Origin of the sequence: Nesterenkonia natronophila (assembly GCF_003595215.1) — a bacterium.
GTDB lineage: Bacteria > Actinomycetota > Actinomycetes > Actinomycetales > Micrococcaceae > Nesterenkonia > Nesterenkonia natronophila.
Genome location: NZ_QYZP01000003.1, coordinates 468867 through 489976, shown reverse-complemented (window position 1 = coordinate 489976; position 21110 = coordinate 468867). Strand labels below are relative to the sequence as shown.

Below are 21110 nucleotides of genomic sequence, written 5' to 3'. Positions count from 1 at the left end.
TCGTTATCTTCTGTATTCTAGTGCGTTGGACGCCAATGTTCGGGGTGACTGACGCCCCGCTCCGCCAAATCTAAGGACAACATCCCCGTGCGATTCGTTTACGCCATCATAGCTTTCGCCGCCGGCTTGGCGCTGCTCGGCTTGGGCATTAGCCAGCTGACAGCTGAGACCGAAGAGACCCATGTCGTGGAGACCGAAGGCGCGGAGGATGCACCCTTCACCGTGGTGACCAACGATGTAATCGACGCCGAAGCGGGCCGCGACGAATTCACAATCGAGGCCGAGGGCGAGTACCTCATTGCCCTGGGCCGCACCTATGATGTCGAAGCGTGGCTCGACGACGCCGCCCATAACCGTGTAACCGGTTTCGAGGCATCCGAGGACCCGGAGGATCCGTCGAGAATCACGGCCGAGTACATCGACGGTGAGACGGACGTGCCGGAGCCCACGGATTCTGACCTTTGGGTCAGCGTCGAGACCGCAGAAGGAGAGATGCCTTACCGCTGGGACACTCCAGATGAAGAAGGTGATTGGGCACTTCTGATTTATCGGGAGGGCGATGAGCCAGCGCCTGCGGCCATCACCACCACAGAAACCGTCACCTACTCACCCACCGGCGGCATTGCTCTGCTGGTCAGTGGCGCGCTGGTCATTCTTCTGGCGCTGGGACTCTTCTACTGGGCCGTCGGTGGGCCGCGTCGGAGGAGGAATGCCCAAGCGACATCCGCGGCCCCGGCCGCTCCCGCAGCGGGGGAGATGAATCCTACTGATGCGCCCGCACCGGGAGAGGAGGATGCGACACAGGAATTCGTTCCAGCAGGGAGCGCGCCGGCAGAAGTCGCTGAGGAGCCAGCTGTGGAAGACTCTGCGCCTGGTGCAGCTGGCGCATACTCAACGACTGAGGTCACGGCAGTCGAGCACCCTGAGACCGTGAACGACCCCGTCGATGAGCAAGACGTTGACGAAGACGACGACGCCGGGCCCATGAACGCTCCCGATGATCAGGCTCCGGCCACCCATGACGACAGTGAGAGGCTCTCTGGCTGGGCCAAGGGGCTGCGCGACCGCCTCGGAGGCGGAAGATCGCCGTTTGCTGCTGTGCTTGCCGTACTGGTGGCACTCGCGTCCGGGTTGGGGCTCGCCGGGCCCGCGCACGCCGACAACGGTGAGGACGACCCGGAGGAGGATGAGGACAGCGAGGTCCAACAGGACGCCCCGGCTGATGTGGACGCAGAAGAACTTGAGGAAGACAACGAGGCGGACGAAGAGACCGGCATCGAAGGTGAAGTGCCTTCTGAAGGTTATTCTGTGCTGCTGAGCTCTCAGCTGGAGAGCATTATGGAAGACATAGCTCAGACAGTCGAGAATGCAGATGAGGAGCGCGACGCTGAGCTGCTGGAGGATCGCGTCGCCGGTGATGCGCTGGACTACCGTGAACTCGCCTACCGCAACTATGACCTGGCTGAAACCTCCATGCCGACGCCTATCGGCACCGAGGTGCTCTCCGCTGCCGTGACCGGGGACACCGATTTTCCCCGTCAAGCTGTCGTGATCGTTGAACACTCGGATGCAGAAGTCCCACAGGTGCTCATCATTGAGCAGGCCACAGCTCGTGAGAACTACAAGCTCGTTCACACCGCGATGATGGCGCCGGGCACCGAGTTCCCAGCCGTGTCTGCCGAGCAGGGCGGCGTCTCTGTCGTCTCACCTGGGGATGCTGAGGACTCTGGCACCCCCGCAGCCGCCCTGCAGGGAGTGTCGCGCTGGTTCGTTGATGAGGACCACGACTTCGGTGAGCAGATGGCAGAGAGCGTCTACATCGACGCCCTGCATGAGTACCACGACGAGCTCACTGAGGCCGCCGACGATACAGAGATTGAGTTCGTCAACCCTGAGGTCGACCTCGACGACGCGTCTGCCCTTGAGCTCCCCGACGGAACAGTGGTGGTCGCTGGATCGTTCGACATGACGATGGAGATGTCGCCGATAGGCGACGGCGACACTATCTTCCTCGAACATGACCTGGTCGTGGAGATCGTGGGGACGGATTGGACCACCTTCCCGACTCGCATCACCTCCCGCGAATTTGTGGTCCTGCACATTCCGCCCGAGGACTCCGAGGAAGAGGTGGTGCTCGTGGGAGTAGACAATCTGATCTCCGACGCCGAAATCAACACTCCGGAGGGGTTCGACGACTACTAGGACGCCGGAAGGTTGGAGCGGTAGGATAACAAGCGATGAATGAGAATCCCTCAGCCAACGACCGTTCCGTCAACGCCCATGGCGCAGTAGACCTCTCTGCACTGGCAGAGAGTTCAGGCCAGGATGGCGGGGCCGCTCACCAGGCGAAAGGCGCTCAGGACTCCTGGGTGATCGCCGTCGCGCCGCAGCAGCTGCAGCAGATCGTTCAGCTCTCCGCTCAAGTGCCGGCGCTGGTGCTTATCCACGGCGCTGACGCCACTTCTCAGCAGTTCGTCTCCACATTGGAACGCGCGGTGGATTCCCACCAGGGACGGATTGTCATGGCAACTATCAACGCCGCCTCGGCACCGGAGGTCGCGGAGCAGGCCGGCAAACTCCCCGTCGTGACTGCATTCCTCTCCGGTCAACCGATTGGGGAGTTCGACTCCTCCGCCCCGGTGGAGCAGCTGCCCCAGGTCGTCACCCAGATCTTGCAGTTGGCCACGCAGAATGGAGTCACCGGCACGGTGCCGCCACAGTCCCAGCGCGGAGGCGAGGAGCCGGAGACTGAGCCTGAGCTGCCGCCGCTGCACCGCAAAGCCCAGGAGGCCTTGGAAAACGGGGACTATGCAGGAGCAGCTGAAGCTTTTTCAGAGGCGTTGAAGGAGAAGCCGGACGATTCCGAAGCCAAGTTGGGACTCGCTCAGGTGCGTCTGATGAGGCGGACCCAAGATGTCGACGTGGCGGAAGTGCGTCAACGCGCTGCCGAGAACCTGGATGATGTACAGGCTCAAACTGATGTGGCGGACGTTGACGTACTCGGAGGTCACGTCGAAGACGCGTTTCTCCGTCTCATTCGCTTCATTCAGACGCACCCAGGAGAGGGGCGCGAGACTGCGCGGAAACATCTTGTGGAGCTGTTCAGCATTGTTGGGGACACCGACCCGCGGGTAGCTGCTGCACGGAAGAAGCTCGCCACCGCGCTCTTCTAGTCCCGGGAACCAGCTCGATTGCAGATCAGGTTGAGCCGGTGTCGCCGGATTCATCCTCCAAAGGATCTGCCTGCTCCTGGTCGATAGGCAGGCACTCACGATCCTGATCGATCTCCTGGACAGGACCGGACAATGCCGCTTGGACATCCATCATGCTTGACTCGCTGATGTAGTCCTGGTCGAGGAGAAGCTCGACCGAGGGGTCCCGGCCGAAACTGATGAGTTGAGTGTGATCATCGTGTTCGATCCACACCCAGTCCACGCCCGCAGGAGAGACGCAGGGATGTTCAGTGGGTCCGATCGGCTCCACTCCGCAGCGCAGCACCACGGCTGCAGGATCGCCCCACGCAGCGGTCGCTTGGGAGGAGCTTCGGCGCTGCTCGTAATCGCCCACCTGTTCCGGAAGGCTCAGCATCACGTCAGCGCAGTCAGGGTGGTGGGCTTCCGCTGCCGGCTCCACTGAGTAGGCCGAGGTGCAGCCCACCAGCCCCACCAGGGCTGCCGCAGCGGCGCAGAAGTGGCGGTGCCGGGGTGTCGCGGGTATAAGAGACAACTTTCGATGCATGTGTCCTATTCTGTAGGAATAGTCCACATGGTGCTATCTGCACCGTACGCGCACTCAGGAGACGTCCCATGACCGCAGCCGGACCCGCTGATCAGTTCTTCGTTTATGACGATGATGACTCGCCTCGTCGGACGCGACGTCGCGGTTCACGGTGGATTCTGGGCGGTGCCGCGCTGCTGGTGATAATGGCCCTGCTGGCTGCTGGCATCTACCTGTTCAGTCTCCAGCGTTCCTATGGCTCCAACGTCACGCACTTTGCGGAGGCGGACCCCGGTTCGGATTCCCTCGGATTGGCCGAGGATGAGCGACCGGAGGAGACAGATGCCACCAACGTTCTGCTGCTCGGCACCGACGCCGGCGGAGGATCCGGCGAGGACGAGGATCTTCCACGGGTCCCCGGCGGTGGACGAAGCGACACAATGATGCTGATCCACATACCGGAATCAGGGGACTCCGTTCAGGTCATGTCCATCCCCCGTGACTTGTGGGTGGAGGTCCCGGGCGGACACGGCTGGCATAAGGTCAACGCAGGCCTCGCTCTCGGTGGGGATCAGGGCCACTGGCTCGCCCGGGCCACGGTGGAGGATCTGCTGGATGTTCGCATCGACCATGTCACCGCGGTGGACCTCCTCGGCTTCGTCGGCCTCGTCGAGGAGCTCGGCGGGGTGACCGTGGACTCTGGATACTCGGAGCCGTTCTCCACTTCGGAGGGCTACACGTTCACTCCGGGGGAGCAGTTCATGGACGCCGATCAGGCACTGAGCTTTGTCAGGCACCGCAGCACCTTCCCGGACGGTGACCTGCAGCGTATCCGCAATCAGCATGCTTTCATTCGCGCTGTCATCGAGGAGTCGGCCTCGCCGTCGAACTTGGCCAATCCCATCCAAACAAACAATATGGTCTCCACTTTCGCATCACACCTGATCACGGATCCTGACCTCACCGCTTCGCGTGCAGCATCACTTGTCTGGGACGCCCGCGATGCAACGGGCGACATTCAGTTCGCCACGCTCCCCAACGGCGGCTCGGGGACATCCCCCGACGGACAGTGGATCTGGTACCAGGACACCGAGGCTCAGGCAGAGATCTCGCAGGCGATGCAGGACGGCACGCTCGGCGACTACCTTTCAGATTAAACCCTCTGATAAGGAACAATGGGGTTCCGAAGCGCCAATGTGGGTGCCAGTCTGAGGGAGTCTGAAGTGAGAGGCAAGGTCAAGGGAGCAGTCGCAGTCAGGCGATGGTTCGCCCTGGCTGAAGATGCCCTCGAGACCCACCGCGAACGGCTTAATCGGCTGAATGTGTATCCAGTTCCTGACTCGGACACCGGCTCAAACATGCTTGCCACAATACGCGCCAGCAGGGCGGCACTGGAGCGTACCGACCAGGACGATCTGGGGGCACTGCTTGGCGCAGCGGGGGCCCAGGCGATGGGCTCAGCCCACGGAAACTCGGGCACGCTGCTGGCCGTGCTGATCAGTGGTTTCGCTGAACCCCTTCATGGTGAGCACCGACTCACCGTCAAGGCTCTCAGTCGTGGTCTGGACCGAGCCAGTCTGCGTGGATGGTCAGCGCTATCCCAACCCGTGACCGGAACCATGCTCTCCGTGCTTGACGCGGCCCGGGATCAAGCCCGCAGCTGTGCAGCCGCAGCGCCCGAACCGGATTCCCGCGCCGCTGTGGAAGCGGCTCTGCCCAAGGTGGTGCACGCCGCGCGTGAGGCGGTCGCTCAGACGGAGCAGCAGCTTCCCGAGCTCACTCGCGCACAGGTGGTGGACGCCGGTGGTTTGGGTCTGCTGCTGGTGCTCGATGCCCTCTCGGCCACCGTGCGTGCTGAGCAGGTCGATCATCACCTCATGCAGGGGCTGTCCGGTTGGGGCGCTTCCCCAGATCAGAAGACCTCTGCGGGGCCCCCAGGACGCGGACCAGGGGCAGGGAATGAGGCGGCACCACCAATGAGCGGGGTGGAGCTGATGTGCACGGTACAGCTGAGTCCCCTCCAAGCTGCGGGGCTTCGTCACCGGTTGGATGAGCTCGGTGACTCAGTGATCATCACCCCGATCGGCTCAGAGACGGTATCCGACGGCAGACTGCGCTGGCGCATCCACATCCACACTATGGACTCAGAGGAGACGCTGCGGACGGTTCAGGAGGCCGGTCCGCTGGAGAGCAGCTCCACCAGTCTGCTGAGCCGATGAGCAGCGTTCTCCCGAACACCCCCGTGGACCGAGTCCTCGGCAAAGAGGCCAAGCGACTTTCCAAGGCACTCGGCATCGTGACCGTTCAGCAGCTGCTGGACCACTTTCCGCGCCGGTACATCGACGCCAACGCCCTCTCGGACTTCAGCGAACTCGGCGAAGGTGATCACGTCACATTCATGGCCGTTGTGACTCGCACCAGTCAACGATCCCTCCAGCGGCGCAGGGGGTTCATCCTGGAAGTCACCGTAGAGGACAGTCACGGCAGCGCCTTGCGCATGGCCTACTTCAACGGATATCAGGCCCGGAAGGACCTCGCCCCTGGCGTCCGAGCCCTGTTTCACGGCAAAGTCACCACGTTCAACGCACAGCTGACGCTGAACAACCCGGCCTACGACATTCACTCCACCCCAGACGACGCAGCGGCTGAGCTGGTAGCCGAACCGACTCTCACCAGCGGTCCGATGCCGCTCTACCCCGCCAACCGACACATCACCAGTTGGGAGATCGGACGGGGAATCACCGCCCTGTTGGAGTTGGTCGACTTCAGCACCTGGCCCGATCCGGTCCCGCCCAGCATCGCGGCAGCGGAGAAGATCCCTGATGTGGCCACGGCCTACCGCCAGGTGCACCAGCCTCAGGGACACAATGCGCATCAAGAGGGCCTGGAGCGTTTCAGACTGCAGGAGGCGCTGATCATGCAGGGCGTTCTCCTGCGTCGCCGCCAAGCGACCGCACGCTCCGCCGCCGCAGTCATGCCCTTGAGAGAGGCAGGAGCGCTTTCTGCCTTTGATGCACAACTGCCGTTTGAGCTGACCGAAGGGCAGCAGCGCTGCGGCACGCTCATTGCCCACGACCTCGCCCAGCCGAGTCCCATGAACCGGCTGTTGCAAGGTGAGGTGGGTTCAGGAAAGACGCTGGTAGCACTCAGAGCTATGTTGCAGACGGCTGACGCGGGCGCCCAATCAGTACTTGTGGCACCTACGGAGGTCTTGGCCGCTCAGCACTTCCGGTCCCTGAGCAGATCCATTGAGCCGCTGAGGGAGGAGAGACCACAGGGATCGGTGCACAGTGCTTCTGAGTCGAGCGTCAGAATGACCTTGCTCACTGGGTCGCTGAGCACCTTAGAACGCAAGAAGGCGCTCTTGGACATTGCCTCCGGCCGATCGGACATTATCGTCGGAACACACTCGGTGCTCGGTGATGCGGTGCACTTCGCGCAGCTGGGCCTCGTCGTCATTGACGAGCAGCACAGATTTGGTGTCGAGCAGCGCAGCGCCCTGCGGGAACGCTTCAACCCCACGCCCCACATGCTTGTCATGTCCGCCACTCCGATCCCGCGATCCGTGGCCATGACAGTATTCGGTGATCTGGAGCTGACAGTGCTTGATGGACTCCCGGGGGGACGCAGCCCGATCGAGACCCACTTGGTCCCCACTATGAGAGGCCCGGTATGGATTCAGCGCGTCTGGGAGCGGGTCGCGGAACAGGTACGTGCCGGTCATCAGGTCTACGTGGTCTGCCCCAAGATCACCACAAAGGCAACGACTGCCGAGGAGATCGAGCGTCAGGTGGAGTTTCGGTTTGGATTGCGGCCCGGCCAGCAACAGACCACCCTCGCCTCGCAGACCGAGCGGGGCCCTGCCACGGGGACCTCGATCACCCGGGAGTGGGCTGAGGCATTCGTCTCACAGGACGCCTCAGTGGAACTCATCGCAGAGCGTCTGGCGAGCAACGAGCAGCTGACCGGGACGCGGATCGACACACTGCATGGTCAGCTGCCCACCGAGGCCGCAGCAGACACTATGTCCCGATTCGAGGCTGGTCTGATCGACGTGCTCGTGGCCACAACGGTGGTCGAGGTCGGCGTCGATGTCCCGAACGCCACCACTATGGTCATACTGGACGCCGAGTCCTTCGGGATGTCCACCCTCCATCAGCTTCGTGGCCGCATCGGCCGGGGGAGCACCACTACGAACCTGTGTCTGCTGGTGACTCGAATGCCAGAGAATCATCCTTCGGTCGAGCGGCTACGACAGGTCGCGCAGCACCGTGACGGCATGGAACTGGCTCGGCTGGACCTAGCCCGACGGCGCGAAGGTGACGTTCTCGGTGCCAGCCAGTCCGGCAGAATAAGCTCCCTGCAGCACCTCAGCATTCTGCGTGATGAAAGACTGATCGTTCGGGCGGCGGATCACCTTACCCGACTGGGCACGGCGGATCCCACCTGGCAGACCGCCCCGCAGCTGGCACTGGCAGTGACCGAGTGGGAGCGTGAGCACGACGACGCGGCCGACTACGTCAGTCAGGGATGAAGGGCAAGAAAGTCTGCACAGTATCAGAAGGAGAGCGAGCGAACGGTGGCACGCATCATTGCCGGCACGCACAAGGGCCGGAGAATATCGGCCGTTCCCGGCACGGGCACGCGACCTACCAGTGACCGGGTTAAGGAGTCTCTCTTTTCTCGACTGGAGGGCTACGATGCGCTCGAGGACGCGGTCGTGGTGGACCTGTATGCGGGGTCCGGGGCACTCGGTCTGGAAGCCATCAGCCGAGGAGCTCGCAGTCTCGAGGCGGTAGACGTCGCAGAGTCGGCCTATCGCACACTGAGCAAGAACGCCGGACTGTTCGCTCGGGAGGGCAAGCCTGATGACGCCGAGGGCGCCCAAAGCGCACTTCATGTACATAAGGCCCAGGCGCTGAGGTACCTCAGATCACGGCGTGGCGAACCCATCGAGCTGCTGTTCTTGGACCCGCCGTACACCCTGGGTGAAGCTGAGCTGACGAGAGTGCTCGAGGCGGCTTCCCCGCAGCTGCATCCCGCTGCCACGGTAGTGGTGGAACGGGATGCCCGTGCCCCAGAACCTTCCTGGCCCCCTAACCTCCGGCGATTCCATGAGAAGAGCTACGGGTCCACCCGCATATGGTTAGCGGAACCGCAATGAGCGGCTCCACATCCACGTACACTGACTCTCGTGCGCATCGTCTACATCCACCAGCACTTCAACTTCCCCTGGGAGTCCGGCTGGCAGCGGCCCTGGCAGTTCGCCCGTCGACTGGCGCGTGCGGGACATGAAGTGACAGTAATCTGTGGAGGTCGGGAAGCTGTACGCCAGCATATGGACGGCGTGGAGGTGCACAGACTCACCGTCCCCTACGAGAACGCGATGGCTTTCGGTCAGCGGGTCCGATCGTTCATCTCATTCATGACCCGGGCCAGCTGGTTCGCCTCCAAGGTCAAGGCAGACGTGGTGTTCGCCTCCTCTACCCCGCTCACCACTGCTGTTCCGGGCATGATCGCCGCTACACTGCGGCGTGCACCTTTCGTGTTCGAAGTCCGAGACCTTTGGCCCGAAGCGCCGGTTGCGCTGGGATTCCTGAAGAACCGCGGCGCGATCTGGGCTGCAGAGAAGCTGGAGAAGCTCGCGTACCGATCGGCTGATCACGTCATCGCGCTTTCACCCGGGATGGAAGCGGGAGTCAAGCGCGTCTGTCCGGAGGTCGGCACCACAGTGGTGCCCAACGCCTCCGATGTGGAGAACTTCGCTGCATCGCGCGAGAAGCGCAGCGAAGTCCGGGCTGATCTCGGGTGGGCCGATGATGAGACGGTGCTCTTCTACGCAGGCAGTTTCGGGGTGACCTATGACGTACCCTGGCTGATTCGCCTGGCCGGTGAGCTCCGTCGGCGCGGAGAGAACTTCCGAGTGGTCGCCTACGGTCAAGGTGCCGACACTGAGCAGTGCCGCAGGGTGGCCCGCGAATTCGGACTGAACCCTCTGGATGTGCTCCCCGGCAAGATCCCACGTACAGAAATCGAGCGGATGCTCCCAGCTGCTGACATTGCGGTGTCCACTCTCGTGGATAACCCAGCTTTGGAGATCAACTCCCTGAACAAAGTCTTCGACGCCCTGGCTGCGGCGCGACCGGTAGTCTTCAACCACGCAGGTTGGCTGCCTGAGGTGCTCAAGGAAAACGGTGCAGGGTGGCAGCTCTCCCGCAATCCCGCCACAGCTGCTGATCAGCTGCTCAAGGGCATACGTTCCGGGGAGATCGACCTCCACTCCGGATCTCGGGCCGCCCTGGATCTAGCGCGGCGAGAATTCGACCGAGATCTGCTCTTCGACCGGTTCCTGCGCGTCGTGGAGAACGCAGCACCTGACCACAACATGACCAGTACGACGACGGCAAGCCAGGTGGAGTAACGATGCAGTTAGCAGTGTGCCCAGGATCCTTCGACCCGATGCACAATGGTCACGTTGAGATCATCGCCCGCGCCGCCAACCTCTTCGAAGAGGTTGTCGTGGCGGTCTCGGCCAATATGCATAAGAGCCCGCTGTTTCCTCTCGAGGAACGGATCACAATGGCGCAAGAAACGTTCTCCTACCTCAAGGGAGTCACGGTCAGACCGCTGCGGCCCGGGATCCTGCTCACCGACTTCTGCAAGGAGGTGGGCGCCTCCGCTGTGATCAAGGGCCTCCGCGGCGTTCACGACCTGGCATACGAGGCCTCCATGGCCACCATGAATCGTCACCTGACCAGTCTGGAGACGGTATTCCTCACCGCGGACGGACGGTATACGCACCTGTCCTCAACCTTGGTCAAAGAGGTGCACTCGCTGGGCGGGGATGTGTCGGAATACATCCCTCGTGCGGTGCAGAAAAGACTCAAAGACAAAGGGCACAAGGGATACTCACGATAGGGTAAGTTCATGATCACCAGTCAGCGGATTAGAAAAGCCGTCATCCCAGCGGCCGGTTTGGGAACACGTTTCCTGCCTGCTACTAAGGCGATGCCCAAGGAGATGCTTCCGGTCGTGGACGAACCTGCGATTCAGTATGTGGTCGCTGAAGCCTCGCAGGCCGGCTTGGACGACATTCTGATGATCACCGGTCAGAACAAGCGATCTATGGAAGATCACTTCGATCGCGCTCCTGTTCTTGAAGCGACCCTCAGAGACAAGGGTGACAGCAAGAAGTTGGAGGCCATTCAGCATGCGACCAACCTCGGTGACCTGCACTACGTCCGCCAGGGTCAGGCGCTGGGCCTGGGCCATGCCGTGCTGTGCGGCAAACAGCACGTGGGCCACGAGCCTTTCGCGGTGCTGCTGGGCGACGACCTCATCGATGCCCGCGATGAGCTCCTGACCACCATGATGGAAGCACAGGAGCGTCTCGGTGGGTCTGTGATCGCTGTCATGGAGGTGCCGGAGGAGTCCGTTTCCGCCTACGGAGTGGTCGACGCTGGCGGGCATCACCGGGAACCCGGGGCACAGGTGGTACCAGTGCACCGTCTGGTGGAGAAGCCGCCCGTTGAGGAGGCTCCCAGCAACCTCGCCATCATCGGCCGCTACGTTCTGCATCCCGCCGTCTTCTCTGAGCTCGAACGCACCCCACCGGGCAAGGGCGGAGAGATACAGCTGACCGACGCCCTCCAAGCGATGGCCGCCAAAGCTCCTGAGGAGGGCGGTGGCGTGCACGCAGTAATCTTCCGCGGTCGCCGCTATGACACTGGCGACAAGCTCAGCTACATCAAAGCCGTGGTCACGTTGGCCGCCGAGCGCGAGGACCTCGGTCCTGAGCTGAGACCTTGGCTGAAAGAGTTCGCCCAAAGCTTTTAGATCCTGTAGAGTTGTCCGCTGTGAAACATCCACAGCAGAACTATTTGCTGCACGTGGACGTCAAAGAGCTCAAAGGCCATCCTGGAGCTCAGCGAACCCTCTCCCGCACGGTGGAAGCTCCGTCGGGCCTAGGCACCGTCTTGGTCGGCATAGCCGAACACAGCGACCTGGACCTCGACCTTCGAGTGGAGTCCGTGCATGAGGGGGTGCTGCTGACAGGAACGGCTTCCGCAGAGGTCACCGGTCAATGTGGACGTTGCCTGGATCCCATAGGCTACCCATTGACAGTTGACGTTATGCAGCTCTACACCTGGACCCCGGAGGCGAACCAGACAGATGGTGACGACGAGGAGACTCGGGAAGTCACCGCAGAGCTGACCCTCGAGCTGGAGCCGGTATTGCGGGACCTGTTGGTCTCGGCACTGCCGTTTCAGCCGGTGTGCCGGGCAGACTGTCCGGGATTGTGCTCTCAATGCGGATTTCGCATGGAGGATGATCCCGGCCATGCCCACGAGCAGCTCGACCCACGCTGGGCTGCGCTTGCAAGCCTGGCGGATACACTGAATCATGATGATGAGGACGACGACGCGTCGTCGTAATCAACTGTTAGTCAACTGAGAGAGAAGAGGACACCGTGGCTGTTCCGAAGCGGAAGAAGTCCCGTGCCAACACCCGTCACCGCCGCTCGCAGTGGAAGGCAGATGCGCCAACCCTGGTGAAGACGGTAGAGAACGGCCGTGTCGTCTACAGTCGTCCGCACCAGGCAAAGCTGGTGACCGACTCTGCAGACACCCCGCTGTTCTACGAGTACAAGGGCCGCAAAGTCGCCGACGCCTGATCTCGCCGGTTCGCAAGGATTGAGCGCGTCAGAGCAACTACTGAAGAGCCTTGGGGTCCCCGTTGACCCTGAGGCTCTTCGTCTTGCCCTGACGCACCGATCCTACGCCTACGAGAATGACGGTCTGGCGACCAACGAGCGTCTGGAGTTCCTGGGTGACGCCGTTTTGCAGCTTGTCGTCACGGACTACCTCTTTCAGTCATTCGAGGACCTGGCAGAGGGTGACCTTGCTAAGCTGCGTCCGGCCTTAGTCTCCACCCGCGCTCTGGCCCGAATTGCGCGCAGCTTGGAGCTCGGTCCGCATATCCGCCTTGGGACCGGCGAGTTGCGCACTCAGGGTGCTGAGAAGGACTCCATCCTGGCCGACACTATGGAGGCGATCATCGGTGCGGTCTACTCCGCACACGGATTCGAAACAGCCAAAGCACTGGTGCTGCGTCTGGTGACCCCGCTGCTCAGTGACACCGAGGCCATGACAGCGGGCAAAGATTGGAAGACCACCATCCAGGAGCTAGCGGCAGCCCGCGGAATGGGGGAGATCCGGTATCTCATTGAGGACTTTGGGCCCGATCACCGCAAGTCCTTCCGAGCCACTGTTAGCATCGGCGGCTGCACCTACGGACAGGGCACGGGACCATCGAAGAAGGAAGCCGAGCGCGACGCCGCACGGGTCACCGTCGAGGACCTCACCGGTGGTCGGGGACAGGCCGATATCCTGACCTTGGTTCTGGACCGCTACGAGGCGGACGCAGAGTGAGAGGCAGGCCGAAGCGGTGAGTGAAAAGCACCGGCCCCGACGCGCCAAAGGTGGCTTCATCCCACCTGCCGACGTCTCCTCCGAAGCGGAAACCGAGGAGCCCGAGCCGCCGAAAAGCCGCAAAGCGCGCATCATCATCATTTCTCTGGCGGTACTGACGACGTTGCTGATAGTCGCCGGTATCGTCGCCTACAGCTATATCAATAGGCTGCAGACCGTCTTCGAGGAAGAGCGCAACGTCATCGAGGAGCTGGACGACCTCGACGATGAGACCGCGTACCGCACCCCTGAGGGGACTGTGAATATTCTGCTGCTCGGCTCGGACAGTCGAGGCGAGGAGGAGGAGGACTACCGCGAGGAGACGGGTGAAGACGGTGAGCGTTCAGATGCGATGATGCTGGTGCACATCCCTGAAGACCGTTCAGGTATCTACGTCATGTCCATTATGCGCGACCTGTGGGTCGACATCCCCGGCGAAGGGGAGGGGCGGATCAATACCGCGCTCTCCGCCGGAGGACTCGACCTGGCTCTCGATACCGTGGAAGACCTGCTGTACACCCACATCGATCACGTGGTGACCATTAATTTCGACGGTTTCGAAGACCTCACCACGGCCTTGGGCGGCGTCTACGTGGAGAACCCCCGTCCCTTCGCCGCGGGTCAGCAGAATCCCGCCTTCTACCCCGAGGGAGCGATTCGCCTCGAGGGTTCCGATGCGCTGCGGTTCGTCCGTGAACGGAAGTCCTTTCCCACCAGCGACCACATCCGGGTCGAGAACCAGCAGTTGGTGATGCGGGCCATCGCAGAGCGCTTCCTGTCCGGTGACACGCTGACGAACCCGGAACGCGTCTTCGCGGTGCTGGAAGCGATCCTGCCCTACATGGAGATGGACGCCGGCCTGGATGCCAACACCATCGTCGGTTACGCCCTCGACATGACCCATATGCGTGGAAGCGACATCCACACCTTTACTATGCCGGCAGGCGAGCCGCACACCACCTCCGGCGGAGCGCAGGTCATTCTCCCGGATGATGACATGATGGACCTGCTGCGGCGGTCCCTCTCCAGCGAGAACATGGATGGCTTCATGAGGTACACCGAGGCACTGGAGCCAGAGCCCGGCACCGCAACGTTCACAGTCACCGATGATGAAGAGCCGTTCAGCCGCCAGTTGGGCCGCCAATTGGGCGAGAGCATCAACCGTGAGGAATGAACCGGTCGCAGCCTGCGCCCCCACAGCAGAAAATACCTGGGTGTTGGTGTGCACCTACCGGAGGAATGACCTCCTGGCTCAGCTTCTGCTTTCACTTCGCTCAGTGAGAATGCCGCCCGATGCCACAATTGCCCAGCCACAGCTGATCGTTGTGGATAACGCTCCAGAGCCAACGGCCCAGCACCTGGTGGGATGCCACTATCCGGGTGCCGTCTACGTCCACGAGCCTCGCCCGGGTATTGCCACCGCCCGCAATGCCTCCCTGGACGCACTGCCGCTGGACGCTGCAGCGGTGATCTTTGTCGACGACGACGAGCAGGTCACTCCGAACTGGTTCACGCACCTGCTCAGCGCGGCCCTCGAATCCTCGGCAGACGCTGTGGGCGGGCCGGTGCTGCCGGTTTTCGATCACGGTGAGCCTGAGTGGGTTCGCACCTACGGCTATGTGCGCAGAACAGACTTTCCAAGTGGTCCGCACCAGCGAAGGTTGGCCACCAACAACACCCTGGTGCTGGCAGACTGGTTCCATCCTGCACGCCACGGGGGAAGAGGCTACCGATTCGATGAGACGTTCAACTTCATCGGAGGCTCCGACTCCGAGCTCTTCGAACGCATGATGCGCGCCGGCGCTCACTACTGGTGGTGCGCTGAAGCAGTGGTGACCGAGCACGTTCCCGCCGACCGGGCAACCCAGCACTGGTTGCGGCGTCGTGCCCTGCGCGGGGGTCAGGTGCGGGCCGCGAAAAGGCAGCTGCGCAGCGCAGACTCAAGACCTGCGGCAGCAGCATTCGCTGTGGCCGCCGAAGGTCTCGCACGTGCCAGCTACGGGGCAGTGCGCAGATTCGGCAGGAGATTCCGCGGCCACTCCGTGACCTACACCGATGATTACTACCTCTGTGAGGGTCTGGGAATGCTGCAGGCAGTCATTGGTCGAGGTGGCGCCGAGTACGCACGGAAGAACTGAACCGCCGTCCGGCTGCGACAGCAGCCTCCGCCGTCTTCCGAGCCCGGCGCTTGGCCACGCCGGAGAGCGGCTTGAGCCCTTCCAGGGAGGGGACAGAGGGACGCCGAAAGAACGCCATTGCTTCGGGGTACCGCCAACGGTGCTCCTCAGGCTTCACGTACAGTTCGGCGATGGTGCGCAGGATCGCGCGGGCCTCCTCGCGCCGGTCCTTAGGCATCCTTCGCAGTCGGGGCAGGTACCAGGCGAAGGAACGTTCGAAACCACTCTCGACGTAGTCGTCAAAGAGGCCCGCTGAGCGCAGCCAGTCCACCTGAGCGCGCTCGCGCACAAGACACTTGGCGAAATAGTCGGCGGTGACAGTGTTGACCATCGATCCCGGAGTTTCCGCGTGATAGGCGTATATCTTCTCGGCTGACGGAACGAACGCCGAAGCTGCGGCGAAGACTTGACGGAAGAACAGGGAGTCCTGTCCGACCGCTCCGACCACCTGCCGCAGTCCCTTTTCCTTTAACCACGCGGTGCGCACCAAGAAGCTGCTGAGGTTGGTGGGCCGGAACTGAGCGGAAGTCAGCACGTCACCGCCGGCCGGCCAGGCGCCGGAGGCATGCCGCCTACGGGTGTAGTGGGACACATTGTTCACCTGCTCGGTGCGGTCGCCATAGATCCGCTGCTGCTGACCGATGGCCAGCTCAGCGCTTGGGTGGGCTTCGAGTGCCTCAACTAGCGGCCAGGGACCCGAGCCAAGAAACTCATCGTCAGGGTCTAAGAACCCCAGGAACTCCGTATCGCTCAAGTCGATACCAGTGTTGCGGGGTCTGGACGCCGAACCTGACCCCCCGGGCTCGTGGAAGAATGCCGTCACATTAAGATGAGCGGCGGCCAGCTCACTCACGGCGTCCCGCGTTTCGGAGTAGGTCGACCCGTCGTCAATGAGGTGCACGTGAATCTGCTCAAAACGAGGCAACCTCACCAAAGAGGGGAACGCGCGGGTGCGAAGATATTCACCAGTGTTGAACACCGGGACGATGATACTGAGTTTGTGTGCGGCCACCCCTCGACTGTACCGGGCGAGCACAAAAACATATTGGAGGGGGTGACGGGAATCGAACCCGCGTGACCAGCTTGGAAGGCTGGAGCTTTGCCACTAAGCTACACCCCCCGCTCCGCGTTGAGCGCCTAGTCACCTTATCAAGCCCCCAGGCAGGTGCAAAACTCAGTGTTGATCAGCCGCCCTGGGGCCTCCCCAGGGCAGGATGGACTCCGTGAAGCGCACACAGCTGTCCCGCATTCGTTTCCAGATCCAGCCCACCGTCTCGCACTACCGCGAACCACTGGTGAAGCGACTCCTGGCCTCAAAGGAGTTCACCTACGACCTCGTGGGACGGCCCAAGAACAGTGAGGCCAGCGCAGCTGACCGCATCGCCTCAGCCTCCGCCGGCGTGCTCTCCCAGGTGACGCCGCTGAAGACCAGAGCGCTGGGCCTGCTCTGGTGGGAGGCGGGGCAGGTCGCTGCAGTCTGGCGGGGCGACCACAGCGCCTATGTCCTGGAAGGCAGAATCTACACCGTATCCACCTGGGCCGCAGGAGCGCTCGGCAAGCTCCTGGGGCGTCCCGTGCTGCTCTGGGGCCACGGATGGAAGCGCTCGGAATCAGGCCCCAAACGTTTGCTCAGGCTCGCGTTCTACGCCCTGATGGACGGCCTCCTGGTATACGGCGACCGTGCTCAGGAACTCGGCACAGAATACGGCGTGCCTGCGGAGAAGATCCACGTCGTCTACAACAGCCTCTACTCTCAGGAGCTGCTGCCACCCGAGCCGCTTCTTCGCAGCAGCACGGGGGACCGTCCGACTCTGATCTACTCCTCCCGGCTGACCACCCGGCACCGGCTGGATGTACTCGCGGAAGCGCTGTCGGCCTGGCCCGCGGAGCTGCACGTTCCCCGAGTGATAATCATTGGTGACGGCTCCGAACGGCCACGTCTCGAGAAGGTCTTCGCCCGGGCCGGAGTCGAGGCGACCTTCCTCGGCGCCGTGTACGACTTCGACGAGCTCAAGGAGTACTACACACAGGCAGATGCGGCCCTTGCCATCGGAGGAGCAGGGCTCAACGTCATCCAGGCCCTGGGCTTCGGGGTTCCCGTCGTGGCCGAATCAGGCAACCGCGACTCCTCACCCGAGATCGAAGCTGTGATTGAGGGCCAGACCGGGCGTTACTTCGAGGCCGCCAGCCCTGGGTCGCTGCGCAACACCCTGATCACGGTGCTCTTCGCGTCCGCGGAAACCCACCGGATGGGAGAAAACGGGTTGGAACTGGTGCGCGAGCGTTACACCGCCGAAGCACACGCAGCAGCGATCGATGCCGCCCTGCGCCGCTTCCTGAAGTCCTGATCAGCCCCGCGGATGAAGAATCATGTTGGTCATGCGGGCCGTCGAAAGGCGGCGGTCCTCGTCATCCCGCATCACAATCTCATGAACCGTCAGCTGCTTGCCCAGGTTTATGGGGGTGCAGGTTCCCCACACAAGGCCGCTGGTCGCCGCCCGGTGGTGAGTGGCTGAGAGTTCGGTGCCGACCACCTGCCGGTCCATCCCCAGATTGGCACGCACATGGAAGATCGCCGCAATCGACCCCAACGTCTCAGCCATCACGAAGTGCCCGCCGCCGTGAAACAATCCAGCGTTCTGCTCATTGCCCCCCACCGGCACAGTGCCCACCATCTTCTCCGGACTCATCTCAACAAATTTCAGTCCCAACTTTGCGCTCATCGCAGAGGTTCCGTGCGTGCCCATCCAGTCCCAATATTCTTTGGCAACACCGGCAGCTTCCATCCGCGCAATCCGCTCGGACTCATTGGGGAGAGGGGTAGGAACGCCTGGGGTCGGAAAGTCCGGACCATATCCTTCAAAGCTCATACGCTTCAGCTTAGCCAGGATCCGGGCGGTAGGCTGTGCGTGTGAGCGACGAGGGCAACAAACTACTGGTAATTGACGGACACTCCATGGCATTCCGGGCGTTCTACGCCTTGCCGACTGAGTCCTTCCGCACCTCGACAGGGCAGTACACCAATGCTGTGCACGGTTTCACGAATATGCTGCTAAAGCTGATCCGCGAGGAGGCTCCGACGCATATTGCCCTGGCCTTCGACTTGGACACCCCCACGTTTCGGCACGGTGCTTACAGTGACTATAAGGGGGGACGCGACAAAGCGCCGCCTGAGTTCGCCGGCCAGATCGGACTGATCAAAGAGGTTGCCGCCGCCCTCAACATCCCTGCGGTCACAGTCGAAGGGTACGAGGCTGACGATATTGTCGCTACCTACGTCACCCAGGCCGAGGCAGCCGATTGGAAGACCGTGATCGTCTCCGGCGACCGGGATGCGCTGCAGCTGGTCACTGAGAACACCCATCTGGACTATCCCACCAGCGGCCTCACCAAGTCTGTTCGCCTGGACCCTGCGGGCGTGGAGGCCAAGTACCTGGTCGCGCCGAACAGATACCGGGACCTAGCGGCATTGGTGGGGGAGAGCGCCGACAACCTGCCGGGCGTGCCGAAAGTGGGACCCAAGACTGCCGCAAAATGGCTCGCGGAGTACGGCTCCGCGCGAGGAATTCTTGAACACGCCGAAGACATCAAGGGCAAGGCGGGTGAAAACCTGCGTGCTGCGCTCGCAGATGTGGAGCGAAATCTGGAGCTCAATCGGTTGGTCACGGACCTGGACCTGCCGGTCCAACTCGAGGACTGCCTCTTGACCACTCCAGACCGGGATGCGGTGGAGCCGCTGTTCGATGCTCTGCAGTTCAACCAGATACGCGAACGTCTCTTTGACACTTTTGCGGCCCTATTCCCCGACGCTGGGCTCTCGGCTGAACCTACCGACAGCCTGCCCCAGGTCCAGGTGGTCACCGCTGCACCGGAGTTCACGGCTTTCATGGACCAGCACGAGGGCGTCCCCTTGGGTTTGGCACTGTGCCTAGACCGTTCGGGAGAGTCCCTGTCGACCAAAGCCAAGCGGGATGAGGCCGCGCGCGCTGCTGAAGTGCTCGCGCTCATCATCGTCCCCGCGACGGATTCGCCGGAGGCTTCCGTCACGGCCATAGCGGTATCGCTGGCTGATGCCGACGCAGACCTTGAAGCGGCACTGGCCGCCTGGCTCACTGATCCCGAAGCCCCCCACCTGGTCCACGACGTCAAGGATGCTGGCAAACGTTTGGCATGGCGGGGACTCAGACTTCGGGGCACCGTCGAGGACACTCTGCTCTCCGGATACCTGGTTCAGCCGGACCGGAGGAATTTCGCATTCCCCGGGCTGGTCACGCAGTACTTAGGACGCTCAACCGAACCGGCTGACTACATCGGGGGCGAGGACTTCGCCCCCCAAAGTGCCGACGGAGCCCAACTGGACCTATTCGACCAAGATGTCGTCCCAGGTGTGACGCAGGAGGACCTGGCTCGCGCGGCATTGCACGGGATGCTCCTTCACCCGCTCTCTGCGGCGCTGCACGATGAACTCACACGGCGCCGAGCTGAGAAGCTGCTCTATGAGCTGGAGCTTCCACTTGCTGAGATTCTCCTGCAGATGGAGCTCACTGGTATCGCGGTCAGCCGGGAACGTCTGGCGTCCCTGGACGCAGAGTTCGAGTCCTCGATCAGTGAATCGGCGCGTGCCGCCTATGCGGTGGTCGGACATGAGGTGAATCTCGGATCTCCGAAGCAGCTTCAGCACGTGCTGTTCGAGGAACTGGGCCTGCCCACTGCTGGGGTGAAGAAGAACAAAACGGGGTACTCCACCGATGTGGAGACTCTGCAAGACCTGCTGGCCAAGACGCAGAACGAGTTTCTGGTGCATCTGATGAGCCACCGGGACGCATCGAAGCTTCGCCAGACTGTCACCGGTCTGATGGACGCGGTGGGGGACGACGGCCGGGTGCACACCACTTACGCCCAAACTGTGGCGGCCACCGGCCGGCTGTCGAGCCTGCACCCAAACCTGCAGAACATTCCTGTGCGCACTGAATCGGGCCGGAAGATCCGCGATGCGTTCGTCGTTGGACAGGGCTACCAAACCCTGCTCACCGCGGACTACTCGCAGATCGAGATGAGGATCATGGCTCATCTGTCAGGGGATCAAGCCCTGATCGCGGCGTTCCGCGCCGGCGAAGACCTGCACAACTTCGTGGGGGCGCGCGTGTTCGGGGTAGCGACCGATGAGGTCTCAGCTGAGCAGCGATCGAAGATCAAGGCGATGAGTTACGGGCTGGTCTATGGTCTGAGCAGCTTCGGCCTCTCCAAACAGCTGGGAATCGGGGTGGACGAAGCCCGTGATCTCATGAACGAGTACTTTGAGCGCTTCGGAGCGGTCCGTGATTACCTGCATGATGTGGTCGCCCAGGCCAAGAAGGACGGGTTCACCTCCACGCTCTACGGGCGGCGTCGTTATCTTCCTGACCTGAACAGTGAGAATCGACAGCTGCGGCAGATGGCTGAGCGCGCGGCGCTCAACGCGCCCATCCAGGGCTCGGCGGCAGATATCATCAAGCGCGCCATGATCGATGTCGATGCCGGACTCACAGCGGCAGGTCTCAGCTCACGAGTGCTGCTCCAGGTGCACGACGAACTTGTCCTGGAAGTCGCACACGGCGAGCAGGACCAGGTGGAGGCCCTGCTTGTTGACAAGATGGGAGCCGCCGCCGAGCTAGACGTCCCGCTTGATGTGCATGTTGGGGTGGGCGAGTCTTGGCACAGCGCGGCGCACTGAGGAGCTGTGTGGGGCCAGCGGATAGGGTTAAGC

19 protein-coding genes and 1 tRNA gene are annotated in these 21110 nt (G+C 62.4%); 16 read left to right on the top strand and 4 right to left on the bottom strand.

Translation table 11 applies throughout. The annotated features are described in order from the left end of the window. The first annotated feature begins 87 nt into the window (after positions 1-87). Positions 88-2202, top strand: a complete 2115-nt coding sequence (locus tag D3250_RS11190; RefSeq protein ID WP_119903456.1) for a hypothetical protein — start codon at positions 88-90, stop codon at positions 2200-2202. A gap of 35 nt (positions 2203-2237) precedes the next feature. Continuing rightward, positions 2238-3173, top strand: a complete 936-nt coding sequence (locus tag D3250_RS11185) for a co-chaperone YbbN (RefSeq protein WP_119903455.1) — start codon at positions 2238-2240, stop codon at positions 3171-3173. Between the two features lie 25 nt (positions 3174-3198). Here the strand turns inward: D3250_RS11185 and D3250_RS11180 are convergent, their stop codons facing one another. After that, positions 3199-3738: a DUF3515 family protein gene (locus D3250_RS11180; protein WP_119903454.1), complete on the bottom strand. Its 540-nt coding sequence runs from the start codon at positions 3736-3738 to the stop codon at positions 3199-3201. Positions 3739-3806: 68 nt separating this feature from the next. Here D3250_RS11180 and D3250_RS11175 point away from each other — a divergent pair, with 68 nt between their 5' ends. The 12 genes from D3250_RS11175 to D3250_RS11120 are packed head-to-tail and all read left to right on the top strand — an operon-like array spanning position 3807 to position 15325. Further along, complete coding sequence (locus D3250_RS11175; protein ID WP_119903453.1) at positions 3807-4874, top strand: LCP family protein; 1068 nt, start codon at positions 3807-3809, stop codon at positions 4872-4874. An 18-nt stretch (positions 4875-4892) separates the two neighbouring features. Next, positions 4893-5936 (top strand): DAK2 domain-containing protein, encoded by a 1044-nt coding sequence (locus tag D3250_RS11170; RefSeq protein ID WP_119903452.1) that lies wholly within the window; start codon positions 4893-4895, stop codon positions 5934-5936. Then, positions 5933-8251 carry an ATP-dependent DNA helicase RecG gene (locus D3250_RS11165; RefSeq protein WP_119903451.1) on the top strand — a complete coding sequence of 773 codons (2319 nt, stop codon included), beginning with the start codon at positions 5933-5935 and terminating at the stop codon, positions 8249-8251. Before D3250_RS11170 ends, D3250_RS11165 begins: the two co-directional genes overlap by 4 nt. A 45-nt stretch (positions 8252-8296) precedes the next feature. Continuing rightward, positions 8297-8881 (top strand): 16S rRNA (guanine(966)-N(2))-methyltransferase RsmD, encoded by a 585-nt coding sequence (gene rsmD / locus D3250_RS11160; RefSeq protein ID WP_119903450.1) that lies wholly within the window; start codon positions 8297-8299, stop codon positions 8879-8881. A gap of 30 nt (positions 8882-8911) precedes the next feature. Beyond that, on the top strand, positions 8912-10138 hold the full coding sequence (locus tag D3250_RS11155; protein ID WP_119903449.1) for a glycosyltransferase family 4 protein: 1227 nt from the start codon (positions 8912-8914) through the stop codon (positions 10136-10138). Between the two features lie 2 nt (positions 10139-10140). Beyond that, positions 10141-10635 carry a pantetheine-phosphate adenylyltransferase gene (gene coaD / locus D3250_RS11150; RefSeq protein ID WP_119903448.1) on the top strand — a complete coding sequence of 165 codons (495 nt, stop codon included), beginning with the start codon at positions 10141-10143 and terminating at the stop codon, positions 10633-10635. A 9-nt stretch (positions 10636-10644) separates the two neighbouring features. Next, a complete protein-coding gene (galU, locus tag D3250_RS11145) occupies positions 10645-11553 on the top strand; it encodes a UTP--glucose-1-phosphate uridylyltransferase GalU (protein WP_119903447.1) in 909 nt (302 codons plus the stop codon). An 11-nt stretch (positions 11554-11564) separates the two neighbouring features. Beyond that, on the top strand, positions 11565-12152 hold the full coding sequence (locus D3250_RS11140) for a YceD family protein (RefSeq protein WP_438830150.1): 588 nt from the start codon (positions 11565-11567) through the stop codon (positions 12150-12152). Positions 12153-12187: 35 nt separating this feature from the next. After that, complete coding sequence (gene rpmF, locus D3250_RS11135) at positions 12188-12391, top strand: 50S ribosomal protein L32 (RefSeq protein WP_119903446.1); 204 nt, start codon at positions 12188-12190, stop codon at positions 12389-12391. Between the two features lie 19 nt (positions 12392-12410). Next, a complete protein-coding gene (gene rnc, locus D3250_RS11130) occupies positions 12411-13148 on the top strand; it encodes a ribonuclease III (protein ID WP_119903445.1) in 738 nt (245 codons plus the stop codon). Between the two features lie 16 nt (positions 13149-13164). Next, complete coding sequence (locus D3250_RS11125) at positions 13165-14361, top strand: LCP family protein (protein WP_119903444.1); 1197 nt, start codon at positions 13165-13167, stop codon at positions 14359-14361. Then, positions 14351-15325: a glycosyltransferase family 2 protein gene (locus tag D3250_RS11120; RefSeq protein ID WP_158583133.1), complete on the top strand. Its 975-nt coding sequence runs from the start codon at positions 14351-14353 to the stop codon at positions 15323-15325. Before D3250_RS11125 ends, D3250_RS11120 begins: the two co-directional genes overlap by 11 nt. Here D3250_RS11120 and D3250_RS11115 read toward each other — a convergent pair. Together D3250_RS11115 and D3250_RS11110 are read right to left on the bottom strand one after the other, a co-directional pair. Next, a complete protein-coding gene (locus D3250_RS11115; RefSeq protein WP_158583132.1) occupies positions 15285-16376 on the bottom strand; it encodes a glycosyltransferase family 2 protein in 1092 nt (363 codons plus the stop codon). The genes D3250_RS11120 and D3250_RS11115 overlap by 41 nt on opposite strands. Positions 16377-16410: 34 nt before the next feature. Next, a tRNA-Gly gene (locus D3250_RS11110) sits at positions 16411-16484 on the bottom strand. A 103-nt stretch (positions 16485-16587) separates the two neighbouring features. Here D3250_RS11110 and D3250_RS11105 point away from each other — a divergent pair. Next, on the top strand, positions 16588-17712 hold the full coding sequence (locus D3250_RS11105; RefSeq protein WP_158583131.1) for a glycosyltransferase family 4 protein: 1125 nt from the start codon (positions 16588-16590) through the stop codon (positions 17710-17712). On the opposite strand, the gene D3250_RS11100 is transcribed toward D3250_RS11105, so the two are convergent. Beyond that, complete coding sequence (locus tag D3250_RS11100) at positions 17713-18234, bottom strand: hotdog fold thioesterase (protein ID WP_119903440.1); 522 nt, start codon at positions 18232-18234, stop codon at positions 17713-17715. A gap of 41 nt (positions 18235-18275) precedes the next feature. Between D3250_RS11100 and polA the strand changes: the two genes are divergently transcribed. Further along, entirely contained in the window at positions 18276-21077 is a 2802-nt protein-coding gene (polA, locus tag D3250_RS11095) for a DNA polymerase I (RefSeq protein WP_225973291.1), read from the top strand. Positions 21078-21110 lie beyond the last annotated feature (33 nt).